15 protein-coding genes are annotated in these 22,980 nt (G+C 44.4%); 11 read left to right on the forward strand and 4 right to left on the reverse strand.

The features are described 5' to 3' along the window. Window positions 1-5: 5 nt before the first annotated feature. Window positions 6-2,042 (reverse strand): oligopeptidase A, encoded by a 2,037-nt coding sequence (gene prlC, locus J5X92_RS17475; RefSeq protein ID WP_208806201.1) that lies wholly within the window; start codon window positions 2,040-2,042, stop codon window positions 6-8. A gap of 318 nt (window positions 2,043-2,360) precedes the next feature. On the opposite strand from prlC, the gene J5X92_RS17480 reads away from it, so the two are divergent. The 5 genes from J5X92_RS17480 to gorA all read left to right on the forward strand — a co-directional run bounded on the left by J5X92_RS17480 (window position 2,361) and on the right by gorA (window position 8,413). After that, window positions 2,361-2,921 carry a response regulator gene (locus J5X92_RS17480; protein ID WP_129740217.1) on the forward strand — a complete coding sequence of 187 codons (561 nt, stop codon included), beginning with the start codon at window positions 2,361-2,363 and terminating at the stop codon, window positions 2,919-2,921. Between the two features lie 83 nt (window positions 2,922-3,004). Next, complete coding sequence (locus J5X92_RS17485) at window positions 3,005-3,829, forward strand: phosphate/phosphite/phosphonate ABC transporter substrate-binding protein (RefSeq protein ID WP_129740218.1); 825 nt, start codon at window positions 3,005-3,007, stop codon at window positions 3,827-3,829. Further along, window positions 3,826-5,526, forward strand: coding sequence for an ATP-binding protein (locus tag J5X92_RS17490; RefSeq protein ID WP_208806202.1), 1,701 nt, complete (start codon window positions 3,826-3,828; stop codon window positions 5,524-5,526). Before J5X92_RS17485 ends, J5X92_RS17490 begins: the two co-directional genes overlap by 4 nt. Beyond that, entirely contained in the window at window positions 5,523-6,851 is a 1,329-nt protein-coding gene (locus J5X92_RS17495; RefSeq protein WP_129740220.1) for a response regulator, read from the forward strand. The genes J5X92_RS17490 and J5X92_RS17495 overlap by 4 nt, the downstream gene beginning before the upstream one ends. Before the next feature lie 212 nt (window positions 6,852-7,063). Then, on the forward strand, window positions 7,064-8,413 hold the full coding sequence (gene gorA, locus J5X92_RS17500; protein ID WP_208806203.1) for a glutathione-disulfide reductase: 1,350 nt from the start codon (window positions 7,064-7,066) through the stop codon (window positions 8,411-8,413). Between the two features lie 108 nt (window positions 8,414-8,521). Here gorA and J5X92_RS17505 read toward each other — a convergent pair whose 3' ends face one another. Next, window positions 8,522-10,744, reverse strand: a complete 2,223-nt coding sequence (locus tag J5X92_RS17505) for a molybdopterin oxidoreductase family protein (protein ID WP_126871739.1) — start codon at window positions 10,742-10,744, stop codon at window positions 8,522-8,524. Window positions 10,745-11,030: 286 nt separating this feature from the next. Between J5X92_RS17505 and J5X92_RS17510 the strand changes: the two genes are divergently transcribed. Then, the gene (locus tag J5X92_RS17510; RefSeq protein WP_208806204.1) at window positions 11,031-14,366 is read left to right on the forward strand and encodes an amidohydrolase family protein; all 3,336 of its coding nucleotides are present in this window, start codon (window positions 11,031-11,033) and stop codon (window positions 14,364-14,366) included. Between the two features lie 221 nt (window positions 14,367-14,587). Here the strand turns inward: J5X92_RS17510 and J5X92_RS17515 are convergent, their stop codons facing one another. Further along, window positions 14,588-16,132: a hydroxymethylglutaryl-CoA reductase gene (locus J5X92_RS17515; RefSeq protein ID WP_208806205.1), complete on the reverse strand. Its 1,545-nt coding sequence runs from the start codon at window positions 16,130-16,132 to the stop codon at window positions 14,588-14,590. A gap of 383 nt (window positions 16,133-16,515) precedes the next feature. On the opposite strand from J5X92_RS17515, the gene J5X92_RS17520 reads away from it, so the two are divergent. The 5 genes from J5X92_RS17520 to J5X92_RS17540 are packed head-to-tail and all read left to right on the forward strand — an operon-like array spanning window position 16,516 to window position 21,534. Continuing rightward, window positions 16,516-17,766, forward strand: coding sequence for an HlyD family efflux transporter periplasmic adaptor subunit (locus J5X92_RS17520; protein WP_244361003.1), 1,251 nt, complete (start codon window positions 16,516-16,518; stop codon window positions 17,764-17,766). A 2-nt stretch (window positions 17,767-17,768) separates the two neighbouring features. Next, entirely contained in the window at window positions 17,769-19,979 is a 2,211-nt protein-coding gene (locus J5X92_RS17525; RefSeq protein WP_208806206.1) for a peptidase domain-containing ABC transporter, read from the forward strand. Further along, the gene (locus tag J5X92_RS17530; protein WP_013786267.1) at window positions 19,979-20,290 is read left to right on the forward strand and encodes a helix-turn-helix transcriptional regulator; all 312 of its coding nucleotides are present in this window, start codon (window positions 19,979-19,981) and stop codon (window positions 20,288-20,290) included. Before J5X92_RS17525 ends, J5X92_RS17530 begins: the two co-directional genes overlap by 1 nt. Before the next feature lie 48 nt (window positions 20,291-20,338). Beyond that, window positions 20,339-20,563 carry a hypothetical protein gene (locus tag J5X92_RS17535; RefSeq protein ID WP_208806207.1) on the forward strand — a complete coding sequence of 75 codons (225 nt, stop codon included), beginning with the start codon at window positions 20,339-20,341 and terminating at the stop codon, window positions 20,561-20,563. Between the two features lie 53 nt (window positions 20,564-20,616). Then, the gene (locus J5X92_RS17540; RefSeq protein ID WP_013786269.1) at window positions 20,617-21,534 is read left to right on the forward strand and encodes a hypothetical protein; all 918 of its coding nucleotides are present in this window, start codon (window positions 20,617-20,619) and stop codon (window positions 21,532-21,534) included. 53 nt (window positions 21,535-21,587) lie between these two features. Here J5X92_RS17540 and hslU read toward each other — a convergent pair whose 3' ends face one another. Next, entirely contained in the window at window positions 21,588-22,916 is a 1,329-nt protein-coding gene (hslU, locus tag J5X92_RS17545) for an HslU--HslV peptidase ATPase subunit (RefSeq protein ID WP_208806208.1), read from the reverse strand. Between the last annotated feature and the right edge of the window lie 64 nt (window positions 22,917-22,980).

Consider the following 22,980-nt stretch of genomic DNA (forward strand, 5'->3'; position numbering starts at 1 on the left):
GCTAATTAGCCACGAATGCCGCTATGGCGAAGTAAGGCATCTACGTTTGGCTCCCTGCCTCTAAAGGCAACGAATAAATCCATAGGCGCACGGCTACCACCCATTTCAAGTATATTTTCCAAAAATGCTTTACCCGTGTCTTGGTTAAAAATACCGTCTTCTTCAAACTTACTGTAAGCGTCGGCAGATAACACTTCTGCCCATTTATAGCTGTAATAGCCTGCTGCATAACCACCAGCAAAAATATGCCCAAAGCTATGCTGAAAACGGTTAAATGCTGGAGGTGTATTAACAGCGACTTCAGCGCGCACGCTGTTAAGAATGGCTTGTACATCAACATTGTCGCCAGATTCACTATGCAGTAAGAAATCAAACAAACTGAATTCCAGCTGACGCACCATTTGCATAGCGGCTTGGTAATCTCTAGCGGCTAACATTCTATCTAGCAAATCAGCGGGTAAGGGTTCGCCCGTCTCGAAGTGACCCGAGATAAAGTTAAGTGCATCTTCTTCCCAGCACCAGTTTTCTAAAAACTGACTAGGCAGCTCTACAGCATCCCACGGCACGCCGTTTATTCCAGATACACCAGCCACCGACATTTTGGTTAGCATGTGGTGTATACCGTGTCCGAATTCATGAAAAAGGGTAACCACTTCATCGTGAGTGAATAAGGCAGGCTTATCCCCGACGGGTGCATTGAAGTTACAAGTAAGGTATGCAACGGGTAACTGTAATTCGCCGTCTAATTTTTCGCGGCGAACACGGCACTCGTCCATCCATGCGCCACCTCGTTTTTTGGCACGCGCATATAAATCTAGGTAAAAGCTGCCGCGCAAGGCATCGGCGCTGTCTGTAATAGTGAAATAGCGTACATCTTTATGCCATGTATCAATACCTGGCTGCTCGATAATTTTCAAGCCATATAGTCTGTGTACTACCTCAAACAAACCCGATAATACTTTGTCCTCTGGGAAATAAGGGCGCAGCATTTCATCTGAAATGGTGTACTTTTCCTGTTTCAGCTTCTCGCTATAATAAGGTAAGTCCCACGCGTTAAGCTCTGTTACCCCGTGGGTATCTTTCGCGTATGCTCGTACTTCTTCTAACTCTTTTTCAGCCTGTGGCTTCGATTTGGCAGCTAAATCACGTAAAAATCCGGTAACTTGGTCAGTCGATTCGGCCATTTTGGTGGCAAGGGAGCGTTCAGAATAACTGCTAAAACCGAGCAGCTGCGCAATTTCACTGCGAAGAGCCAGTGTTTGTTGAATGATGTCGGTGTTGTCCCACTTGCCTGCATTCGGGCCTTGATCTGACGCCTTTGTTGCATAAGCGCGATACATTTCTTCTCGTAACGCTGCATTATCTGCATAAAGCATAACCGGTAAGTAAGAAGGTATATCTAATGTGAATAGCCAGCCTTGTAAGTCTTTTTGATGTGCCGCTTGTGCAGCTGCATCTTTTGCAGATTCTGGCATACCCGCTAGCATAGATTCATCGGTCACGTGTTTGCTCCACCCCATGGTGGCGTCCATCACATTATTTGAAAATGTAGATGACAGTTCGCTTAACTTCGCTTGAATATCTGCATAGCGTTTCTTTTCCTCGCTTGGCAGTGCCACCCCACTCAAGGTGAAATCGCGAATAGCATTATCAATAACTTTCTGACGCTGTTCATCTAGGTCAGCATATTCGTTTGAGTCTTTTATCGCCACGTATGCATTATACAAGCCTTCGTGCTGACCTACCCAAGTACCATATTCTGATAGCAAAGGTAAGCAAGCATCATGAGCTTCTCGCAGTTCGTCGCTACTCACCACTGAATTCATGTGAGAAACCGGTGACCACATCTTACTTAAATTGTCGTCTACCTCTTCTAAGCGCAATACTAAGTTCGCATAAGAGTAATCCTTAGATGCAACCACCTCATCAATTTCAAGCTTACATTTTGCTATCGCTTTTTCGATGGCTGGCTTTATCTGCGCGGGCTCAATAGATGAAAATAAGGGCAAACCATCTACCAATTCAATTGCTGGGGTCGTCATAATCCGTCTACTCTTTTCAGTTCGTATAGCAAGTTATGTTGGGGTTGTTTGCAACAAAAACAAGCGCTGTAATTGCTCTAGATAACAGTGATATTTTTGCGTTCTATACTAGGATTACTATAAATGCTAAGCGTGCAGATCAAATTTTGAGTAATTCTTTCTTTTTATTTGCTACATGAAAAGTTTGTAACTCACTAATTCAGCAGCTAAAAACGCTTTAATAGAGTGTCGCAAATGTCACATTCACTACTTTTGTCTAAATTGTGAACACCCCTATTCAGTGCTATAACGTTACAAGTTGGCATTAGGAATTGAGCAATGAAGACATTAACATCAGGTGAAATCGCAACCTACTGCGATGTAAACCTTCGCACCGTGATTCGGTGGATAGAAAGCGGAAAACTCAAAGGGTTTAAGCTCCCCGGTCGTGGCAACAATCGCGTGCTAGTATCTGACTTTGTTTCCTTTCTTGAACACCACAACATTCCTATCCCAGACGATCTCCAAAGTGAGATATCACCTTCAATTCTTATTGTTGATGATGAAATGCCAGTGGCAAAGTCAATTCAAAGAGTGGCACGCCGTGGGGGATTCGAAAGCCATATTGCTACGGGTGGGTTTCAAGCTGGCATTATGTTGAGCCAGTATAACTCTAAGTTGATGACCCTCGATTTAAGTATGCCTGGCATGGATGGTTACAGCGTTATCCAGTTTGTTAGAGAACAGCCTAAGTATAAAAATTTAAAAATTTTAGTCATTTCTGCACTTGACGATATCAGTCTAGACCGAGCTATCGAACTAGGTGCAAATGCAGCACTTTCAAAACCATTTACTAATAGCGAACTAATCGAAACCATCGAAAAGTTCATGATTGAGTAAGTTCATTATAAGTGTACTTGGCCAGTTTTTTATTAGGGCCTTTTAAATGAGTGAGTTTGGGGTGAATCATAGTGGAAAAATCAATGTTTCAAGCTGCACGTCGTATATTTGCTTTTTTAGCACTCGCATTGTTCGCCTCTTTTGGTGCATGCAATACGTTAACGCTTGGCATAGTGCCACAACAGTCTGCGAAGAAGCTTGCTGAAACCTGGCAGCCGCTTATCAACTATATCTCTGAACATGCCGACATTGATGTGGTGTTTAAAACAGCGAAAGATATCCCAACCTTCGAACAAAGGCTGGCCGAGGGTGAGTACGATATTGCCTACATGAACCCTTACCACTTTGTGGTATTTAATGACTCGGTTGGCTATCGCGCGTTGGCTCGTCAAAAAGGTAAGCGAATTAAAGGCATTGTTGTTGTGAATGCCAACAGCACTATTACGTCACTTGACGATCTAAATGGTAAACAAATAGCCTTTCCCTCTCCTGCCGCATTTGCTGCCACTATTATCCCTAGTGCGTATTTGAAACAGCAGGGCGTTATTTTTACGCCACGCTATGTGCATTCTCATGACTCGGTGTACCTCAATGTACAAAGAGGCTTTTTTAACGCGGGCGGCGGTATAATAAGAACCTTCAATGGTGTTGATGACAATACACGCAGTGCTCTTCGTGTTTTATGGGAAAGTGACGGGTATACCCCTCATGCAGTAGCAACTCACCCTCGAATAACTGACACTCAAAGAGAGGCACTATTGAATGCGTTGCTTACTCTGTCAGAGGATAAAGACAATCATCAGCTATTGAAAAATATTGGCTTTAAAGGCTTTATGTCGTCAGCAGATGAAGATTGGGACGACGTACGAGCCTTGGGCATCACCTCATTGGCAAGGCCGCTATTGTGAAAAAAGAAGCGTTGCTCTCGTTATCGCTACGAACCAAAACTATTGTTGGGGTAGCACTTATTGCTGCCATTTTGTTTTTAATTCTTATCACAACCGTATTTAAACTATTAAATGACTTAGTCGACACCAGTGTTGATACGTCTGCTCAAACTACTACCAACCTGTTTGTGTCCACCGCAAAAAATGCTTTTTTAAGCTACGACCTCGCTTCGCTAGAGGCAGATGCAACTGAAATGCTTTCAAACCCTAATATCAGTTATGTTCGGGTTCTCGATAACAACAACAATGTATATGTTGAAAAAGGTGAGCCAGAGGCGCTCAATCACCCCTTCCAGCTAGACAGCGATGTAATGAGTGCGATAGATGGTATATACGATACCGCTGCTGATATTAAAGTTGGCGAGACCTTATTCGGCAGAGTGGAAATAGGCCTTGATGTTGATTCTATTAACCAGTCGGTAAATCGGGTACGTACTTGGACATTAACACTCGCCGCCATAGAACTTGCCCTTATTGCATTGTGCTCATTCTTGCTTGGGTCGTACTTAATGTCGCAGTTAAAGCAGCTACGTGCAGGTGCTAGGCATTTGGGGGCAGCGGTTAAAGATAAAAATTACCAAGATATCTCTGTAAAAGTGCGCGGCAAAGATGAACTCAGCGAGCTGGCTGAAGCGTTTAATCAATTGGTTGAGCTTTTAAAAGACGAAAATATTCATCGCGAGCGCGTTGAAGGTGAACTTAAAGAACTAAATAGCTTGTTGGAGGTGAAAGTAAAACAGCGTACCTCGTTGTTAAATCAAAAAAACTTCCAGCTTGAAGAAGCAAATAAAGACCTAAAAGAAGCACAGGTTCAATTGTTACAAGCAGAAAAAATGGCATCAGTTGGCCAATTGGCCGCGGGTGTAGCGCACGAAATCAATAACCCGATAGGGTTTGTGAATAGTAATATGCATACCCTCAGTGAGTATGTAGCAACCTACCAAATGATTTTCCAACAGCTTAATGATGTGCTTTTAAAAGATACCGATGCTCATCAGGATGAAGCGATAAAACAGCTGCGCAATATTATACAGCAGCAAGATATGGAATTTATCAACAGCGACATCTCTGAACTCATCACCGATTCGAAGGACGGCCTAATTCGGGTTGCAGAAATAGTTAAAGGGCTAAAACTGTTCTCGCGCGTAGACAGTGATGAAATGCAATCTTACAACTTAAATGATTGTGTTCGCACCACCCTAGCGATGGTGAACAATCAGCTAAAATACATATGCAGCGTAGAAACCCATTTAGGGTCGATTCCCCATATCATGATGAACATGGGTAAAATTTCGCAAGTGGTGACAAACCTGCTTATTAATGCTGGCCAAGCAATTGAAAGCACAGGCGTACAGGGCACTATTACCATTACGACGCGGGAATTAGATGGCTACATCGAGCTTAGCGTACAAGACACTGGATGCGGTATTGAGTCGAGTCATCTAGATAAATTATTTAATCCGTTCTTCACTACTAAACCAGAAGGGCAAGGCACCGGACTTGGACTTTCTATTTCTTTCGGCATTGCTCAAGAGCACGGCGGCACTCTCCATGCATCAAGTAAAGATGGGGAAGGAAGCTGTTTCACGTTATGCCTACCAATACATAACCCGTTAGATGACAACGCCGTAGATTCTTTTCAGGACGATTCACTATGAATGATACCACTGACCAAAACGCCGACGTGTACACTGTTTTATTTGTCGACGATGAACCTAATATTCTTCGCGCCATTAAGCGCGCGCTCTTTTCTTTGAAAGTTAATTTATTGCTGGCCGACAGTGGCGCAAAAGCATTAGAGATCATGAAAGAAAATGAGGTTCATGTGATCATTTCCGACATGAAAATGCCACAGATGTCTGGCGCTGAATTACTGCAACAAGTCGCAGAGTTGTACCCTGAAAGTTATCGGTTGGTGCTAACCGGTTATGCCGATATAGAATCTACTATTAAAGCGGTTAACGAGGGAAAAATTCATCGTTATTTGCAAAAGCCCTGGGACAATAAAGAGCTTATATCTGCCATTGAAGATGGGTTAGAACGGGTAAAATTAAAAAATGAAAATACTCGGTTGCAAAAATTAACACGTCTGCAAAACCGTAAATTAAAAGAAGTGAACACGTCGCTTGAGCAAATGGTTCATAAGCGTACGCGCCAAATTAAAGCAGCGCTGAACAAGATTGAAAAACATAATCTTGCGATGGAACAGGTACTGTTTAATGTTATTAGCATTAACCCCAACATAGACGGCAAATTTGCTATTGAAGTAAGTGAGCTTGCCACTAAGCTAGCCAAATACCTTCAACTAAGCCCTGAGGACGTTAAGCGAGTGCGCTACGCAGGGCTCATTTGTGAACTTGGCTTGCTAGGGCTAAATACCGACGATTTTCTAGCCCCGTTCTCGAAGCTTAAGTATCAACAACAACAGAACTACTTAGATCAAACTAAACAAGCTGCGCTAATGCTCGCGCCAGCCACTGAGTTACAGCCAGTGTCAGACATGATTGAATTTCAATTCGAGCATTATAACGGTGCTGGCCCCCGTAATGTGGTGGCAAAAGAAATTCCCATAGGTGCCCGTATAGTCTCAATAGCTAGAGATTACTGGCGCTTAGTCACTGGCCGAATGAGCGGTGAAGAAATGACACCGCGGGATGCCAAAGCCGAAATGAAAAAACATACCAACACGCGGTACGACGGTGAGATTTTATCCTTCTTACTTGCAGATGACGATGTGAGCACATCAAAATACATTTACAACACGATGAAAGCCTCGCAGCTAAAAGCGGGCATGGTCTTAGCTAAAAATTTATATAATGATAGCCATATTCTTATACTGCCTGAAGGGCATATTTTCACCGACGCCACTATTCAAAAGCTAACTCAATTTGAAGAAGAGCGACGTCGTGCATTCAGTATTTTGATTGAGCCAGATACGCCGTTAGATGAAACCGAAGAAGGGGCTGCGCCTCAAGACACCTGATCTTAAGTGTAGCTGTAGAGGTACCCATAAAACCGGAATAAAGAAGCTCTAAGGCAATTAGCGCTTCTTTGTTTTTTGTAACAGATACCCACGATAATGAAATCTTCTACCTTGCACCGCGGTCTCTTAAACGCGTATACAGTGTGTATTCCTTCAATTTCGTGTCACAATAAATGACAATTTTAGGCCTAACGGATAATAAGGCGGTTAACATGAAACATTTTGATTATATCTGCATAGGCGGCGGGAGTGGCGGCATTGCGTCTGCAAACCGTGCCGCCAAGCATGGTAAAAAAGCAGCCATTATTGAAGCTAAAGATATTGGCGGCACCTGCGTTAACGTAGGCTGTGTGCCTAAAAAAGCCATGTGGTACGGCGCACAAGTTGCCGAAGCTATTCACCGCTATGCACCAGAATATGGTTTTGATATCACTGTAAACCACTTCAGTTGGGATAGCCTAATTGCCAGCCGCCAAGCTTATATCGAACGCATTCATGCATCCTATGATCGCGCACTTACGGCTAACGACGTAACCCTTATTCGTGGTTTTGCTAAGTTTGTAGATAACAACACTATTGAAGTGGATGGTGAAACCTATACCGCAGACCATATTACCATTGCTACTGGTGGCCGCCCTGTCATTCCTGATATTCCTGGCGCTCAGCACGGTATTAACTCAGATGGCTTCTTTGCACTGAAAGAACAACCTAAGAAAGCGGTTGTAGTAGGTGCAGGTTACATTGGCGTTGAGCTAGCTGGCGTACTGCACAGTTTGGGTACAGAGACTCACTTAGTGGTTCGCAAACAAGCGCCACTTCGCCACTTCGACCCTATCATCCATGAAACTCTAGTTGATATGATTCATGCTGAAGGCTGCACATTACACAACCACGCCAGCGTTGAAAAAGTAGAACGCGGTGAAGGTAAGCAACTTTCAATTCATCTTACAAATGGTGAAGTCCTTGAAGCAGACTGCCTAATTTGGGCCATTGGCCGCGAACCATCCACCGATGTGATAGCGATTGAAAATACCGATGTAGAGCTTGCCGAAAATGGCACCGTGAAAGTAGATAAGTACCAAAACACCACGGCCAAGAACATCTATGCTGTGGGTGATATTACTGGTGAAGCCGAATTGACGCCTGTGGCAGTAAAAGCAGGTCGCTTACTGAGCGAACGTTTATTCAACGGCCAAGAAGACGCGCACATGGATTACACCATGATCCCCACCGTCGTGTTTAGCCACCCGCCTATTGGCACCATGGGTTTAACTGAACCTGAAGCCATTGCAGAATATGGTGAGGATAAGGTTAAAGTGTACTCATCAAGTTTCGCCTCTATGTACACTGCAGTAACTCGTCATCGTCAAATGACCAAAATGAAATTGGTGTGTGCAGGCGAAGATGAAAAAGTGGTTGGCCTTCACGGTATTGGCCATGGTATGGATGAAATTCTACAAGGCTTTGCAGTAGCCATAAAAATGGGCGCGACCAAAGCCGATTTTGATGCATGTGTGGCCATTCACCCTACTAGTGCTGAAGAATACGTTACGATGACCTAGGTCGTCCAACTACGCTTAGGTTAGCCAAGCTTAGTAAAACGCTAGCGCACTTTTAACGTACTTATAGAATGTAAGGCGATAATCAATTTTTTGATTATCGCCTTTCTTTTACATTCTTTCTAACGAAACAGGCACACCGTTTAACACACTATTACCCGACAAAGTATCTACCTGCATTTCGTCTGTCAGTATATTGGTATTAACACCAGGGTATTGGCTAGCGACACCCAGCTTTATTCCCTTCTTATTATGCCCCCAACCATGGGGAATAGAGACCACGCCTGGCATAATAGAATCAGTAATTTCTGCCTCTACGAATAACTCTCCCACTCTTGACGTGACTTTAACCCTATCGCCTTCGTTTACATCATATTCAGCGGCATCTATGGGGTGTAACTGTAGCGTACAACGATTGTTTCCCTTCACCATTCTAGGGCTATTATGTAACCAAGAATTGTTCGTTTTAATATGGCGCCTGCCAATCAATACTATTTTATTTTCGTTACGCTTCTGGTCGAAAAAATGCGTCTTCACGCGGGCAATATCTGACATAAAGTAATTAAAATTTAAGTCTATTTTTTTATTCTCATGAAAAATAGCGTCAGGCAGTGCAGGTTGTAATGGCCCAAGGTCGATGCCATGTGGATGCGCTTTCAGCTTATCTAGCGACAAGTTGTCGCCTTCATTACCAATGCCGTTAGCATTTTCCTTGGCACTGATATTTGCACTAGCATGGGCCCCGTATTGACCGCTTTTTAATAAATCGTCTATCACACCTTTTGGCTGTTTTTGCCATAGTGTTTGATAGTGCGCGGTACTTTTGCCATTTAATTTATCTAGGCGCTCTGCCAGCGATAGGTATATTTGCCAATCTGTTAATTGATCATCGTCTATGTCTACCACTGCCTCAGAATAGGTAGCGTAGTTTCTTACCGCAAAATTATGAAAAACCACATCATAGTGATCCCGCTCTAATGGCGTAACGGGAGGTAATATAATATCTGCATGCCGAGAAGTTTCAGAAATGTAGAAGTCCACAGACACAATAAAATCGAGTTGTGAAAACGCACGCTCCAGCTGCTCGGTATTAGGCGTAGTCACCACTGGATTTCCAGCACCTATGACCATGGCTTTAATTTGGCCTTCACCAGGCGTTAATATTTCTTCTGCTAAACACGCCACAGGGTATTCCCCAGCAAAAGCGGGTAGACCCCTTACCCGTGAACTATAGCCTGACATGCTGCCCCTGCTTGATACCGGTAAAATATCGGCAGCAGGCTGGGTAAACATCATCCCCCCTTGTCTATCTAAGTTTCCGGTCAACATGTTAAACAGCATGATGAGATATTGAGTGAGTGTGCCAAATGCTTGCACACTCGCGCCCATGCGTCCGTAACATACAGCCGATTCAGCTTCGCAAAAATCGGTAACCAATTGGATTACCTGTGACGCTTCAATACCGGTTTGTTCGCTAACTTTTTCGGGAGAAAAGTCTCTTACGTAGCCTTCAACTTCAAGCAGTTCTTCGGCGTAAGGTAAGAGCGCTTCTGCATTGTGCAATTGCTTATCAAAGACTACATGCAACATAGCAAGTAATAGCAATACATCACTGCCGGGGCGAATAAAGTGATGCTCGCAGCTTAAATCAGCAGTGTCTGTTCGTTTAGGGTCGATGACCACAACTTTACCGCCGCGTTTTTGTACGTCTTTCAAGCGCTTTTTAACGTTGGGCACGGTCATGATGCTGCCATTGGAAGCAAGGGGGTTGCCACCGATAATCACAAAGTGTTGGGTGTGATCGATATCTGGAATAGGAATTTGCGACATATGCCCAAACAGCCTACGACTAACAATATGATGAGGGAGCTGATCCACCGAGGTGGCAGAGTATCTATTGTGTGACTCAAGTGCGCGATAAAAATAAGGGCCGAACAAAATAGCCCCCATGTTGTGGGCATTCGGATTACCAAGATAGACGCCAACGGCATCTTTTCCATATGTAGACTGTATATGGTGAAGTTTTTCAGCAACGTAATCAAAGGCCTCACTCCACGGTATTTCCTGCCACTCGTCACCTACCTTTTTGACCGGTCGTTTTAGTCTATCTGGATCATCATATAAATCTTTCAGGGCACTGGCTTTGGGGCATATGTGGCCGGCACTAAAAGGGTTATCTTTATCTCCCTTGATGGATAGTATGCGCTTGCCCTGTGTGGCAACTTCAATGCCGCACATCGCTTCGCACAGCGTACAGGTTGAATAATGGAGTTCTTGTTTTGGGCTGACCCCGCTTTGCTTTGAATTGGCCACGTTTTGCTCTGAATTAACCATGTACAGCACCCACACTAAATTTTGTTAACAGCTTGTTGCAAAATTAGCGTTTATCCATCTTATAGACAAGCATCATCGTGAGTGATGGATAAATAGACGGGTGGGTGGTAAAACTGTAGTTTGGTCGTTAGATTTATACGTGAAATCTCATACGAAAGGTAGAACCCGCCATTTCAGGTTAAAGTTAACGACAAATTTACAATTACAAATTTACAATTAGGTGGGACGCTCACGGGCATACTCATCAATAGACAGAAAACGCATTTCAAGCAATTGGAAACTCATTATGATAAAAACAACAAAAAGCTTATTAGCCGTCACACTTGTGAGCGCCTTGGGCTTAAGCACCACCTACTCTACGCATGCAGCTGACGACATTAAAAAAGATGCAACGATTAATGAAGAAAAATGGGATGTTAGTAACCCGCCATTTGCTCTTAATGAAGTTACTATCAACACCACCGAAACCACTTGGTCTAGCTTGGATATAGCACCGAATGGCAAGTACATGGTGTTCGATATGCTAGGTGATATTTACAAAGTAAATGTTGATGGCGGCGATGCCACACCTATTACGCAAGATTTTGCATGGAACATACACCCAAGTATTTCACCGGATGGTTCGAAGATTGCGTTTATTTCTGACCGCGATGGCATTAATAATCTTTGGATAATGGACAGCAATGGTGAAAACCTGCGCCAAGTGACCAAAGAAAAGAACAACCTTATTCACTCTCCTAAATGGAGTCCCGATGGTGAATACTTGCTGGTATCCAAAGGCATTATGTCTAGCCGCAGCATTCCTGCGGGTGAAATTTGGATGTATCACAATACCGGCGGTGACGGCTTGCAAATTAAAGCCCGTAATCATGGTAAAAAAGACCAGCAAAACATAGCTGACCCCGTTTTTTCTCACGACGGTAAATATATTTACTTCACCGAGAATACAGTGCCTGGGAGTCGTTTCGACTATAACCGCGACCCACTAGGTGGCATATTCGCCATTACCCGCTTTGACCGTGAGAACGGCGACGAAAGCCGTTACATCAGTGGCACCGGCGGTGCAGTGGTGCCTACACCATCTCCGGATGGTAAATACGTTGCGTTTGTTCGCCGGGTAAAAGAAAAAACCGCTCTGTTTTTAAAAGATATTAAAACCGGTGAAGAAACACCGCTTACCACAGAACTTGAACGTGACATGCAAGAAGGTTTTGGCTCTGAAGGTTACTTCGCCTACTTCGACTGGATGCCAGATTCATCAGCCATTGTGTATTGGACAGGTGGTACTTTCCATAGCATCAATATCGACGATAAGACTATCTCAGATATTAACATTAACGTAGAAGCTACCCTTCAATATGCGGATGCACTTCGTTTTGATGTAGATGTGGCACCGGATGAATTTGATGTAAACATGATTCGCTGGTCGCAAATGTCGCCTGACGGTAAGACACTCTTGTTTCAAGCATTAGGAAAGCTTTACGTTAAAGACGTAAAGTCGGGCAAGATGAAACGCCTGACTAAGCAAAATGACCATGGCGAATATTACCCGCGTTTTTCTAACGACGGTAAAGCCATTGTTTACACCACGTGGAATGATGATGAATTAGGGTCAGTACGCATTGTTTCTGCCCGTGGCGGTAAAGGTAAAGTGATTACCAAGCAACCTGGCCATTATATAGAACCATCGTTCTCAAGTGATCGTGAAAAGGTGGTGTACCGCAAGTTTACTGGCGGCTATTTACTTGACCCTAAATACTCGGTGGACCCTGGTATTTATGTAGCAGACCTTGATAGAAAAACCGAAAAGAAAGTGTCTGATGGGGGTATTAACCCACACTTTGCAGGCGACAATTCACGGGTGTATTTCACCGAATCGGTAGGCGGCACGCCGTATCGAGAAACACAACTTTCAAGTGTTAATTTGCAAGGAAACGATAAGCGAACGCATTTATACGGCGCTGATGATGTAAGTGAGTACAAACTTTCCCATGATAAAAAATGGGTAGTTTTCGTTTACCAATTTAAAACGTTCGTCACCCCGTTTGTGGACAATGGTAAGAAAGTAACTATTGGCCCTAACATGACTTCACTGCCGGTTACTCAGCTTTCATCTAAAGCCGGTGAGTACTTAACATGGTCGCCGGATAATGAAACGGTGAGCTGGTTTAATGGCCCCACGTTCTACAGTCGCTCGCTTAAAGAAGCTTTTGCGTTTGTAGATGGCGCGCCAGAAACCCTGCCTGACCCTGTGGCCGATGGTATTAATTTATCGTTCACCACCGAAGCCGATAAACCAAGCGGTTACAAAGCCTTAATTGGTGGAAAGGTCGTGACCATGCGTGATGCCGACAACACCCAAGAAGTGATTGAAGACGGCGTTATTATCATTAAAGATAATCGTATTGAAGCTGTGGGCAAGCGCGGAGATATTGCTATTCCTGAAGGCGCTATGCAAATAGATGCCAGTGGCAAAACCATTATTCCCGGGTTAGTTGATACTCATGCTCATGGCGCACAAGGCAGGAATGAGATTATTCCAGATAAAAACTGGAGCCAATACTCGAATGTGGCCTTTGGTGTTACCACCATTCATGACCCATCAAACGATACCACAGAGATTTTTGCCGCCTCTGAGCTTCAGCGTAAAGGCGACATAGTGGCACCGCGTATTTACTCTACCGGTACTATTTTGTACGGCGCAGAAGGTCTAGGCTACAAAGCCATAATCAACAACTACGAAGATGCGTACTTCCACGTAGAACGCTTAAAAGAAAGCGGCGCAATTTCGGTGAAAAGCTACAACCAACCACGTCGCGATCAACGCCAACAAGTGTTATGGGCGTCGAAAAATCAAGACATGATGGTCGTCCCTGAGGGTGGTGGTAAGTTTCAGCAAAACCTAACCATGTTGGTCGATGGCCATACAGGATTAGAGCACAGCTTGCCTATAGAGCGCGGTTATAGTGATGTAACCCAGTTATGGAAAGCCACCGAGTTTGGTTACACACCTACATTTGTGGTTTCTTACGGCGGCATGATGGGTGAAGAGTATTGGTACGACCGTACCGAAGTTTGGAAGAACCCACGCTTACTTCGCTATACACCAGCCACCATGTTGCATAGCCGCTCTATAAGACGCCCTACCGCGCCTGATAACCAGTACAACCACCAAAACGTAGCTAGCTACGCCAAAGAGCTTCGAGATAATGGGGTTAGTGTACATATTGGCGCTCACGGCCAACGTGAAGGCTTAGCCGCCCACTGGGAACTGTGGATAATGCAACAAGGCGGTTTCACCGCTTGGGAAGCATTACGCGGCGGTACTATCGATGGCGCAAAACACCTAGGTATGGGTAATGACATCGGCAGTATTGAAAAAGGTAAATTGGCTGATTTAGTCGTAATTGACGGCGACGTATTAGCAGACTTACGCCGCAGTGAATATGTGGAATTCACCGTACTTAACGGCCGCGTATATGAAGCTGCCACCATGAACGAAGTGGGCAGTAAAACCAAGCGCTCCCCTTTCTTCTTCGAAGAAAACAACGCCACCTTTATGCCAAGAACCACCGCGGAAGCCATTGACGCGAAAGTACATCACTTCCATTGGAAACACTAATAATCTAATGAGTTATTAGCACTTATCAAGCCGGCGTAAATCGCCGGCTTTTTTATGCTTACAGATCCCCATTGATGGGTTTATTGGGAGCTAGGTCTGTATTAGAAGTGTGGGGCACACAATAAGCAGGCCCTCCCCGGCAGGGATGCCGGGGAGGAGCCTCCAGGGATGGATTTACGGCGTGCCTGTGTTTGTGTGCCCCACACTTCGTATTGTCCCCGTCAGCGGTTGCGTCCATATTGTTCGTGAGACGACACCCAATCTGATGAGCTAATGGCTGAGGCTAAAGAGATTTCTCCCGCTAAGGCTACCGAGGCAACGATTTCGGCGAATTTATACACCTTGTTTTTGCCATAGCAATCGATAAGTTCTAAGCACTCACGCTGAGTGCCCATTCCAGTGCCACTACCATAGGTGGCCACTATTAACGAAGGAATAGTAATAGACACATACAAATCGCCTTCATCAGTAAGCTCTGAATACATAATAGCAGCCGATGATTCCGCTACGTTCGCAACATCTTGCCCCGTAGCAATAAACATGGCGGTAATACCATTAGGCGAGTGCAACCCCGTATTGTTCACCCCAGATAGAAACGAGCCTACCCCAGCAACCCTGCCGTGATAATCAATTTGCTTAGGCTCTACCCGCATAATTTGCAGTAAATGCTCACGCTTTATCGTGGCCTCTGCGGTTACCCGTTTACCACGTGTACGCATAATATTTATTTGCGAGGCTTTTTTATCGGTAGCAAAGTTAGACTCTAAGTAGAAGTTTTCAACACCTTCATAATTATCTAAAATCCACCCGCACGCCGCAAAAGTAGCCCGCCCCACCATGTTTTGCCCTGCCGCATCACCGGTTAAATAGTTGAAACGCAAAAACGCAAATTTGTTTGATAAGAAGTGGTCAATATAAGTGAGCTTGGCAATGCTCGAGGTTGCTTCAGCCTCTTCGCGAATTTTGCTGATGTTTTGGTTTACCCAAGTAACAAAATCTCTTGCCCCGCGGGCATCGCTAAAAATGAAAACCGGAGCTCGCTGCATGGCATCATCTACCACCGTAGCCTTTACCCCACCACTCATATTAAGCAGCTTCATGCCCCGATTATACGAGGCAACCAAGGTGCCTTCTGTGGTGGCCATTGGCACAACAAAATCGCCCTTCGCGTGTTCGCCATCAATAGTTAGTGGCCCTGCAATGCCAATGGGCACCTGAGCTACACCAATAAAATGCTCAATATTACCTTTCAATTTGTCTGGATCGACCGAGTACTTGCCAACATGATCGATTTTGGCGCCAGTAAAACTTTCAAAGTATGACTGACGCTGCTTAATGATTTTATCGCCATAATCGTCGTGATCGTCACGGGGAATATGCAACTTGCGATTGGTAGGAGAAGTCACATTATCTTCTACTTCAAATTTAAGCTTTCCAAAAGGTGACGCTGAAAAACAAATACCAATTTTACGTTTTTCAGGGCTGACTTCTTCATTCAGTTCTAGGTGTACGGTAATGACTTGTCGTAATGAAAATGGCATGCCCCCCGCATCGTTAAGTGCTTTGAAGCTGATATCGCTATCGTTGCTACTTTGAATAGAAATTTTGTGACTAGGGACTTTCTCGCCATCAAATGAAATCCATTTCAGCTCTTTTAGTGTGGCATCTTTTAAACGGTTTTTAAGTGCAAAGGAAACGCCGTTGTCAGTTTTGGTTAGGCTTCCATGAGTATATAGCTGCTTGAGTAAAATACTTGGTACAAACATGTGAGTTCCTATTCCGTTTTGGTTAAGCCACTGCGTGAATTAAGTACACTACTTTTTTATAGTACAACCTTTGTACAGTATCACTAACCTTTTGCATTTCCATCAATTTTTAACCACATTTAAATTTGAGCCATTTCATCAAAACTTCATTAAATTTTGCGCCAACACCCTATGAATAAAGGGCAGCAAACGCCCTGACTTCGCTTTATTCGGTATACCGAAGCGCCTTCATCTAACGTTTACATCGTCAAGGCTTTACCCAAGACCACTTGTCGGTATTCAGGTTTTCGCTGTTTAAAAAGCATCGATTGCTGATTAAGCGCTATGTCCATAGGGAAATGGCAACTGAATACCATTTTTTTAATTTCATGGGATGAACTGTTATGAGAAAAGGACTATTCCGTCATCAGGCAATGCAGCCTACCTCGCCATTTCAAGGCGATCTATTGATGACGCCTCGAGCATCCCATATGGGGATAACGGCAATACTACTTTTATGGATAGTAGGTGTGGGGATATATCTCACTACGGGTAGCTATGCCCGAAAAGCCACTGTAGAAGGATGGTTAGAGCCCTCCCATGGCGTACTAAGGTTGTACGCCGACGCCCGTAAAGGCCGCATATCACAAGTGTATGTCAACGAGGGCCAAAAAGTTAAAAAAGGCGAGCCATTATTGTCGATTGAATACGGGGTTCAGCAGCCACAAGGCGAAACCGTAGAATTAAAACTGCAACAAGAGCTTCTCGCTAAGAGAAAGCGAATAAGCGACTCGTTGGCGCGCACCATTAGTATTCATAAAAGCAACAATGCACAGTTAGTAAAGCAACTTCAGCACGCGCAAAAAGATGCTGAAACAATACGCCATATTTTAGCTATTTCTTATCAACAGTGGCAGTTAGCGCACAATCAATTTACGTCACTTGAAGTGCTACGCAATGCTGGCCATGTAAGTAACGCAGATTTCGATAGTTATAAGCTTGAGCTTTTGAGTAGCCAGCAACAATGGAAACAAGCTGAGCGAAATAATCTGAAAAGCGAAGCTGAAGTAAGCCGACTGACACATGAAATTGCCGGTTCACCCCAGATTCAAGCCAATGAGCGCACCGTACATGAAAACCAACTGAGTGATATCAACCAACAGTTACTGACGTTAAATCGTGATCGCCAGCGAATTCTTTATGCAACGCAAAATGGTGTGGTTTCGAGCCTGCAAGCTAGTGCAGGGTTAATGGTCGATCAAAACAGACCACTACTTAGCTTACTTCCAGAAAATTCTCCGATAGAAGCACGATTGTTAGTACCCGTGCGCGCCGCCGGCTTTATCGCTAACGGGCAACAGCTCGCTATTCGATACGACGCTTTTCCTTATCAGAAATTTGGTTTGCAAGAAGGGCAGATAACTAGCATCTCCGAAACTATTTTACTGCCAGGTGAGTGGGCGAACGCGCCTTTAACCGTGAGCGAACCGGCTTATTTGGTTACCGCTCGAGTAAATAGCGACGCCATTATTGCCTATGGAAACCCAGTCATGCTTAAGGCTGGAATGACGTTTTCAGCAGACGTAGCACTTAGCCAGCGTAGCTTACTGGAATGGATTTTAGAGCCGTTACTAAGCGTCACGAAAAGGTTGTAATTATGACTATTGCTCACGGATTTACCTCACCTGTACTCAGCGCTTTGTCGCCTAAAAATAAAGTGCCGGTTGTGCTTCAAACTGAAGCTGCTGAATGTGGCTTGGCCTGTGTGAGTATGGTGGCGCAGTATTATGGCGACAAACGGGATATGACCCACCTTCGCCAGCACATTAGCGTTTCACTTCGCGGTGTCACACTTAAAGATATTATGGATATTGCGCAGCAAATGGCATTTCAATGTCGCGCACTAAAAATTGAGCCACAGGATTTATCTCAACTAACCCTGCCAGCAATTCTGCATTGGGATATGCGTCATTTTGTTGTGCTGACTAAGGTAAAGCAAGAGCGATTGACCATACACGACCCAAGTATTGGCAAACGCAGTTTCACCTTTGATGAGGCGAGTAAACACCTAACGGGGATAGCGTTAGAAATTACGCCTAAAGACAATTTTTCGCCACCACCCGCAAAGCCCTTACTAAAGCTAAGAAACTTCTTTACTCGCACGGTAGGGTTTAAACGTAATTTAGCGACCTTGCTGGCGCTGTCTGCATTACTTCAACTGTTCGCTTTAGCCTCTCCTTATTACGTGCAAACCGTGGTTGATGATGTGTTATTGCAAGGGAACCAAGCATTATTAACCGCGCTTGCTATTGGGTTTACTTTTTTGCTACTGATAAGCATCTTCACCAGAGTGTTGCGGCGCTTTCTGATCCTTGCTGTATCAAGCCGGCTGCAACTTCAAATGTCGGCTTCCGTCTTCCAACATTTACTCTCTCTACCGCTGGATTTTTTCGCCAAAAGACACGTGGGTGATGTGGTGTCTCGCTTTGGCTCCCTCGCCCATATTCGTGAGTTCCTCACTACGGGGCTTGTGACTGCATTTCTCGATGGCGTATTGGCCATTATCACGCTCGTCGTGATGGCCCTTTATTCCGTTAAACTTACATTGTGTGTGGTGCTAGTAGTGGCAATATATCTACTTTTCCGCATCGCATTAATACCTGTCACTAAGCGACTCACAACAGAGAAAATTGCGTTAGGCGCCACCGAGCAAAGCCACTTTATGGAAAGTGTTCGGGGTATGCTGCCTATTCGTATCTACCATCAAGAATCCCAGCGCCATAGTCAGTGGCAAAACAAGTTAGTCGCCACTTTGAACAAAGATATAAGTCTCGGAAAACTCAATATTGGAAGCGACGCGGTAAACCAGGTTTTATTTGGTATTGAAAACATCGTTGTAATCTTTATTGCGGCATCTTTGGTAATGGATAATATGCTGACGGTAGGAATGATGCTTGCCTTCATCGCATACAAAACCAAATTCACTGCCGCAGTAGACGGCCTAGTGTCCAAATTTATCGAATTGCGAATGCTGGCCGTACACTTTTCTCGTTTGAGCGATATTGTGCTAACAGAGCCTGCTGACACCACAGTACTGTCACAACAAGCTAGCCCCTATACAAACGTACCTTCAGTCTCAGGTGCGACCTCTTCCCATGCAATCGCCTCTAGTACCCCAGTCATTCACTTAAAGGCCCACAACCTTAGTTATCGCTATGGTGAGGGATGTAAATGTATTTTTGAAAACCTCAACTTATCGGTTAATGCAGGGGAAATAATTGCCATCGTTGGTGCAAGCGGCAGTGGAAAAAGCACCCTACTTAAATGCCTGATGGGCCTGTATGCACCTTTTGATGGGACGGTTAGTCACAATACAATTTCATCAAATCATTCCCCAGTCATTGCTTCTGTATTGCAAGAAGACATGTGCCTTTCTGGCTCTATGGCTGAAAATATTAGTTGTTTCGATGAGATACCGAATCAAGAAAAGGTTATACGTGCTGCCCAATTAGCCTGTATCCATGACGAAATTTGTGCCATGCCTATGCAATATCACTCGTTGGTCGGCGATATGGGAAGTAGCTTAAGTGGTGGTCAGAAACAACGGCTACTGCTTGCGCGAGCGCTATACAGAGAGCCCGACATCTTGTTTCTTGATGAGGCGAGTAGCCATTTAGATATTCACAACGAGCACATTATCAATACCCATTTAAAGGCGCTCAATATTACCCGAATCATGGTTGCCCATCGCCCTCAAACGATTGCCCTTGCAGATACCGTTTATCAGTTAGTAGACGGCAGCCTGCAGCACTGCCCAGCTTCTGAAGTAGTAGAAGAAAATAATATTACCCCACTAGGAGATTCATAATGATAACGCCCGAAGTTAGAGAATCTACACCCTTGCTCACCGATATTGAGCGTCAACAAATCGTTAAGCATGTAGATAACTTAAACAGTAATGCCCTTCCTATCGATACCCTGTCAAAACGCGAGCTTCAGGTTGCGCGAAAGATCATGGAGGGCTTGTCGAATAAAGCGATAGCAGCAGAGCTATTTATTAGCGAACGCACCGTTAAATTCCACTGCGCCAACATCTACAAAAAACTGAAAATAAGCAGCCGCACCGCGCTCATCGCAAGTTGCTTTCGATCGATTTACCACCCCCTAAGGTTGGCCTAACCGCTAATCTTTTTAACTACACCAAAACGCTTATATAAGGAGCGAAAAATGCAACATAACACGCACAGCTATACACAAGGAAATACACAAGAAAATACACAGAACGGCTCTGGCCTTCACCTTAAAGCCCAAGAACTACTGCAAGTCACTGGCGGGAAATCTGGGGTCTCTGCAGACGCAGACAAAGACCCTATTCGCTTTGTTAAACAACCTGTCTACATCACCCTAGCGATTGGTGAGGACGGCGGACAATTACCCGATTTATTGTCATAGCAGATTAAGGAGGTTAAGCAGTCCTCCTTTTACCACTTAAAAAGGATATTTCAATGCAGATTGCATTAATAGGGAGCGAGAGTGACCCACAAATTCTACATGTGGCTGAAACCTTAATTGCCGATAAAAACGACCCCTGTATTATCAATACCAACTACTTTGGTGAGCACTGGCAGCTCAGCTACGACCCAGATTTTAATGATGGCCTGTTACATTTTAACCAGCCTACCCGCAACGGTCTGTTTCGAATTCCTCTATCGGACATCACATCTGCCTATTGGCATCAATATATTCCCCCTTCGGTGAAACCCTCTGATAGTGTGTCTTCACAATGGTTAGATCAGGAATATGCCAGCACCTTGTTATGTTGGTTTTTATTCAGTGAAACTAAGTGGGTTAATGGTATTGACGCCATTCGCGCCCATCACTGCAAACCGATTCAATTGCGAATGGCAAAAAAGCTAGGCGCTAAGGTGCCATATACCTACATAGGTAACGCTAGTGATGTAGCTTTACAGTTTTGTGCGAACATAGGCGAGGTGGTCTATAAGCCCGTTAAAGGCGGCGAAACAGCGAAGTTCGTGCAACAGGGCTATGATACTCGCGGCTTAGTACAGGCTTTGTTAAAAGAGCGCCCTGTCACTTTTCAGGCATTTATTGAAGGGACAAATATTCGAAGTTACGTACTTGGCGATGAAGTGGTCAGTGTACAAATAGACTCTCACAACCTCGATTTCAGAGAAGATATAAACGCACGGCCTTTACTGACGCCCCTTCCTAAACCAATGCAGGATTTATCACGAAAGATATGTACTGGCTTAGGCATGCATTGGTGCGCTATCGATTGGCGTAAAAATACCAAGGGTGAATACTATTTCTTAGAAGCCAACCCTTGCCCTTTCTTCTTGTTTGTTGAAAACGAGACTGGTGTTGATATTACCGGCCGTTTAGTGAAATTATTAACCACATAAAAAAAGAGCGCATTTAAATAAATGGGCTCTTTTGTGTTACTAGCCCTAGGGCTTTATAGAATGAAGCGCGATAGATCTTCGTTTTCTACAAGCGACTCTAAGTGGCTGTTTACGTAATCTTCGTCAATCACGAAAGACTCACCGCTTTTTTCAGACGCATCAAACGAGATATCTTCCATTAGACGTTCAAGTACCGTGTGCAAACGGCGCGCACCAATGTTCTCAGTGCGTTCGTTCACTCGCCATGCAGCTTCAGCAATACGCTGAATGCCTGATTCCACGAAATCGATATTTACGCCTTCGGTCAGCATAAGCGCTTTGTATTGCTCGGTAAGCGACGCATTTGGCTCGGTAAGAATACGTTTGAAGTCACCTACTTCTAAGGCTGATAACTCAACGCGAATGGGCAAACGACCTTGAAGCTCAGGAATAAGATCTGACGGCTTGCTCATTTGGAACGCCCCAGAAGCGATAAACAAAATATGGTCTGTTTTAATCATACCGTGCTTAGTCGACACCGTTGAACCTTCTACCAGAGGTAGCAAGTCACGCTGAACACCTTCACGCGATACATCGCCTGACGTATTGCCTTCACGCTTACAAATTTTGTCAATCTCATCCACGAACACAATGCCGTGTTGCTCAACCGACTCAATCGCTTTTTCTTTTAAGTCTTCTTGATTCACCAAACGTGCGGCTTCTTCTTCCACCAGCATTTTCAGTGCATCTTTAATTTTTAACTTCTTCTTTTTCTTTTGCGAACCCGACAAGTTTTGGAACATACCTTGAAGCTGATTGGTCATTTCTTCCATTCCAGGAGGCGCCATAATTTCTACGCCTACTTGTGGAAGTGCCACATCAATTTCAATTTCTTTGTCGTCTAAATCGCCTTGGCGAAGCTTTTTACGGAACGCTTGGCGTGTGCCTCTATCTTCAACGTCTTCTTTCTTACCCCATGCATCTTCAGGAGGAGGAATAAGTACGTCAAGAATGCGCTCTTCCGCTGCTTCTTCAGCGCGGAATTTCACCTTTTTCATTTCAGTTTCTTTGGTCATCTTCACGGCAATGTCAGCAAGGTCGCGAATGATGGTTTCTACTTCTTTACCCACATAGCCCACTTCGGTGAACTTAGTGGCTTCAACTTTAATGAACGGCGCATGCGCTAATTTTGCCAAGCGGCGCGCAATTTCAGTTTTACCCACACCTGTTGGGCCAATCATAAGAATATTTTTAGGCGTTACTTCTTGACGCAACTCTGGTTCAAGTTGCATACGGCGCCAGCGGTTTCGAAGTGCAATCGATACCGCACGTTTAGCATCTTGCTGACCAATAATGTGTCGGTCTAGCTCATGAACAATTTCTCTAGGTGTCATTTCAGACATGCATAAACCCTTTTCTGTTTTGGTGCTACTGCATCGATAGCAGGCACAAGTCGCTGTTTATTTT

This window comes from Alteromonas sp. K632G (assembly GCF_017653625.1).
GTDB lineage: Bacteria > Pseudomonadota > Gammaproteobacteria > Enterobacterales > Alteromonadaceae > Alteromonas > Alteromonas naphthalenivorans.

Excerpts from the sequence above, each read along its gene's own strand:
- J5X92_RS17495 (WP_129740220.1), top strand. The coding sequence starts at position 5,523 with ATGAATGATACCACTGACCAAAACGCCGACGTGTACACTGTTTTATTT.
- prlC (WP_208806201.1), bottom strand. The coding sequence starts at position 2,042 with ATGACGACCCCAGCAATTGAATTGGTAGATGGTTTGCCCTTATTTTCA.
- J5X92_RS17520 (WP_244361003.1), top strand. The coding sequence starts at position 16,516 with ATGAGAAAAGGACTATTCCGTCATCAGGCAATGCAGCCTACCTCGCCA.
- J5X92_RS17510 (WP_208806204.1), top strand. The coding sequence starts at position 11,031 with ATGATAAAAACAACAAAAAGCTTATTAGCCGTCACACTTGTGAGCGCC.
- J5X92_RS17505 (WP_126871739.1), bottom strand. The coding sequence starts at position 10,744 with ATGGTTAATTCAGAGCAAAACGTGGCCAATTCAAAGCAAAGCGGGGTC.
- gorA (WP_208806203.1), top strand. The coding sequence starts at position 7,064 with ATGAAACATTTTGATTATATCTGCATAGGCGGCGGGAGTGGCGGCATT.
- J5X92_RS17540 (WP_013786269.1), top strand. The coding sequence starts at position 20,617 with ATGCAGATTGCATTAATAGGGAGCGAGAGTGACCCACAAATTCTACAT.
- J5X92_RS17480 (WP_129740217.1), top strand. The coding sequence starts at position 2,361 with ATGAAGACATTAACATCAGGTGAAATCGCAACCTACTGCGATGTAAAC.
- hslU (WP_208806208.1), bottom strand. The coding sequence starts at position 22,916 with ATGTCTGAAATGACACCTAGAGAAATTGTTCATGAGCTAGACCGACAC.
- J5X92_RS17525 (WP_208806206.1), top strand. The coding sequence starts at position 17,769 with ATGACTATTGCTCACGGATTTACCTCACCTGTACTCAGCGCTTTGTCG.
- J5X92_RS17515 (WP_208806205.1), bottom strand. The coding sequence starts at position 16,132 with ATGTTTGTACCAAGTATTTTACTCAAGCAGCTATATACTCATGGAAGC.
- J5X92_RS17535 (WP_208806207.1), top strand. The coding sequence starts at position 20,339 with ATGCAACATAACACGCACAGCTATACACAAGGAAATACACAAGAAAAT.
- J5X92_RS17530 (WP_013786267.1), top strand. The coding sequence starts at position 19,979 with ATGATAACGCCCGAAGTTAGAGAATCTACACCCTTGCTCACCGATATT.
- J5X92_RS17485 (WP_129740218.1), top strand. The coding sequence starts at position 3,005 with ATGTTTCAAGCTGCACGTCGTATATTTGCTTTTTTAGCACTCGCATTG.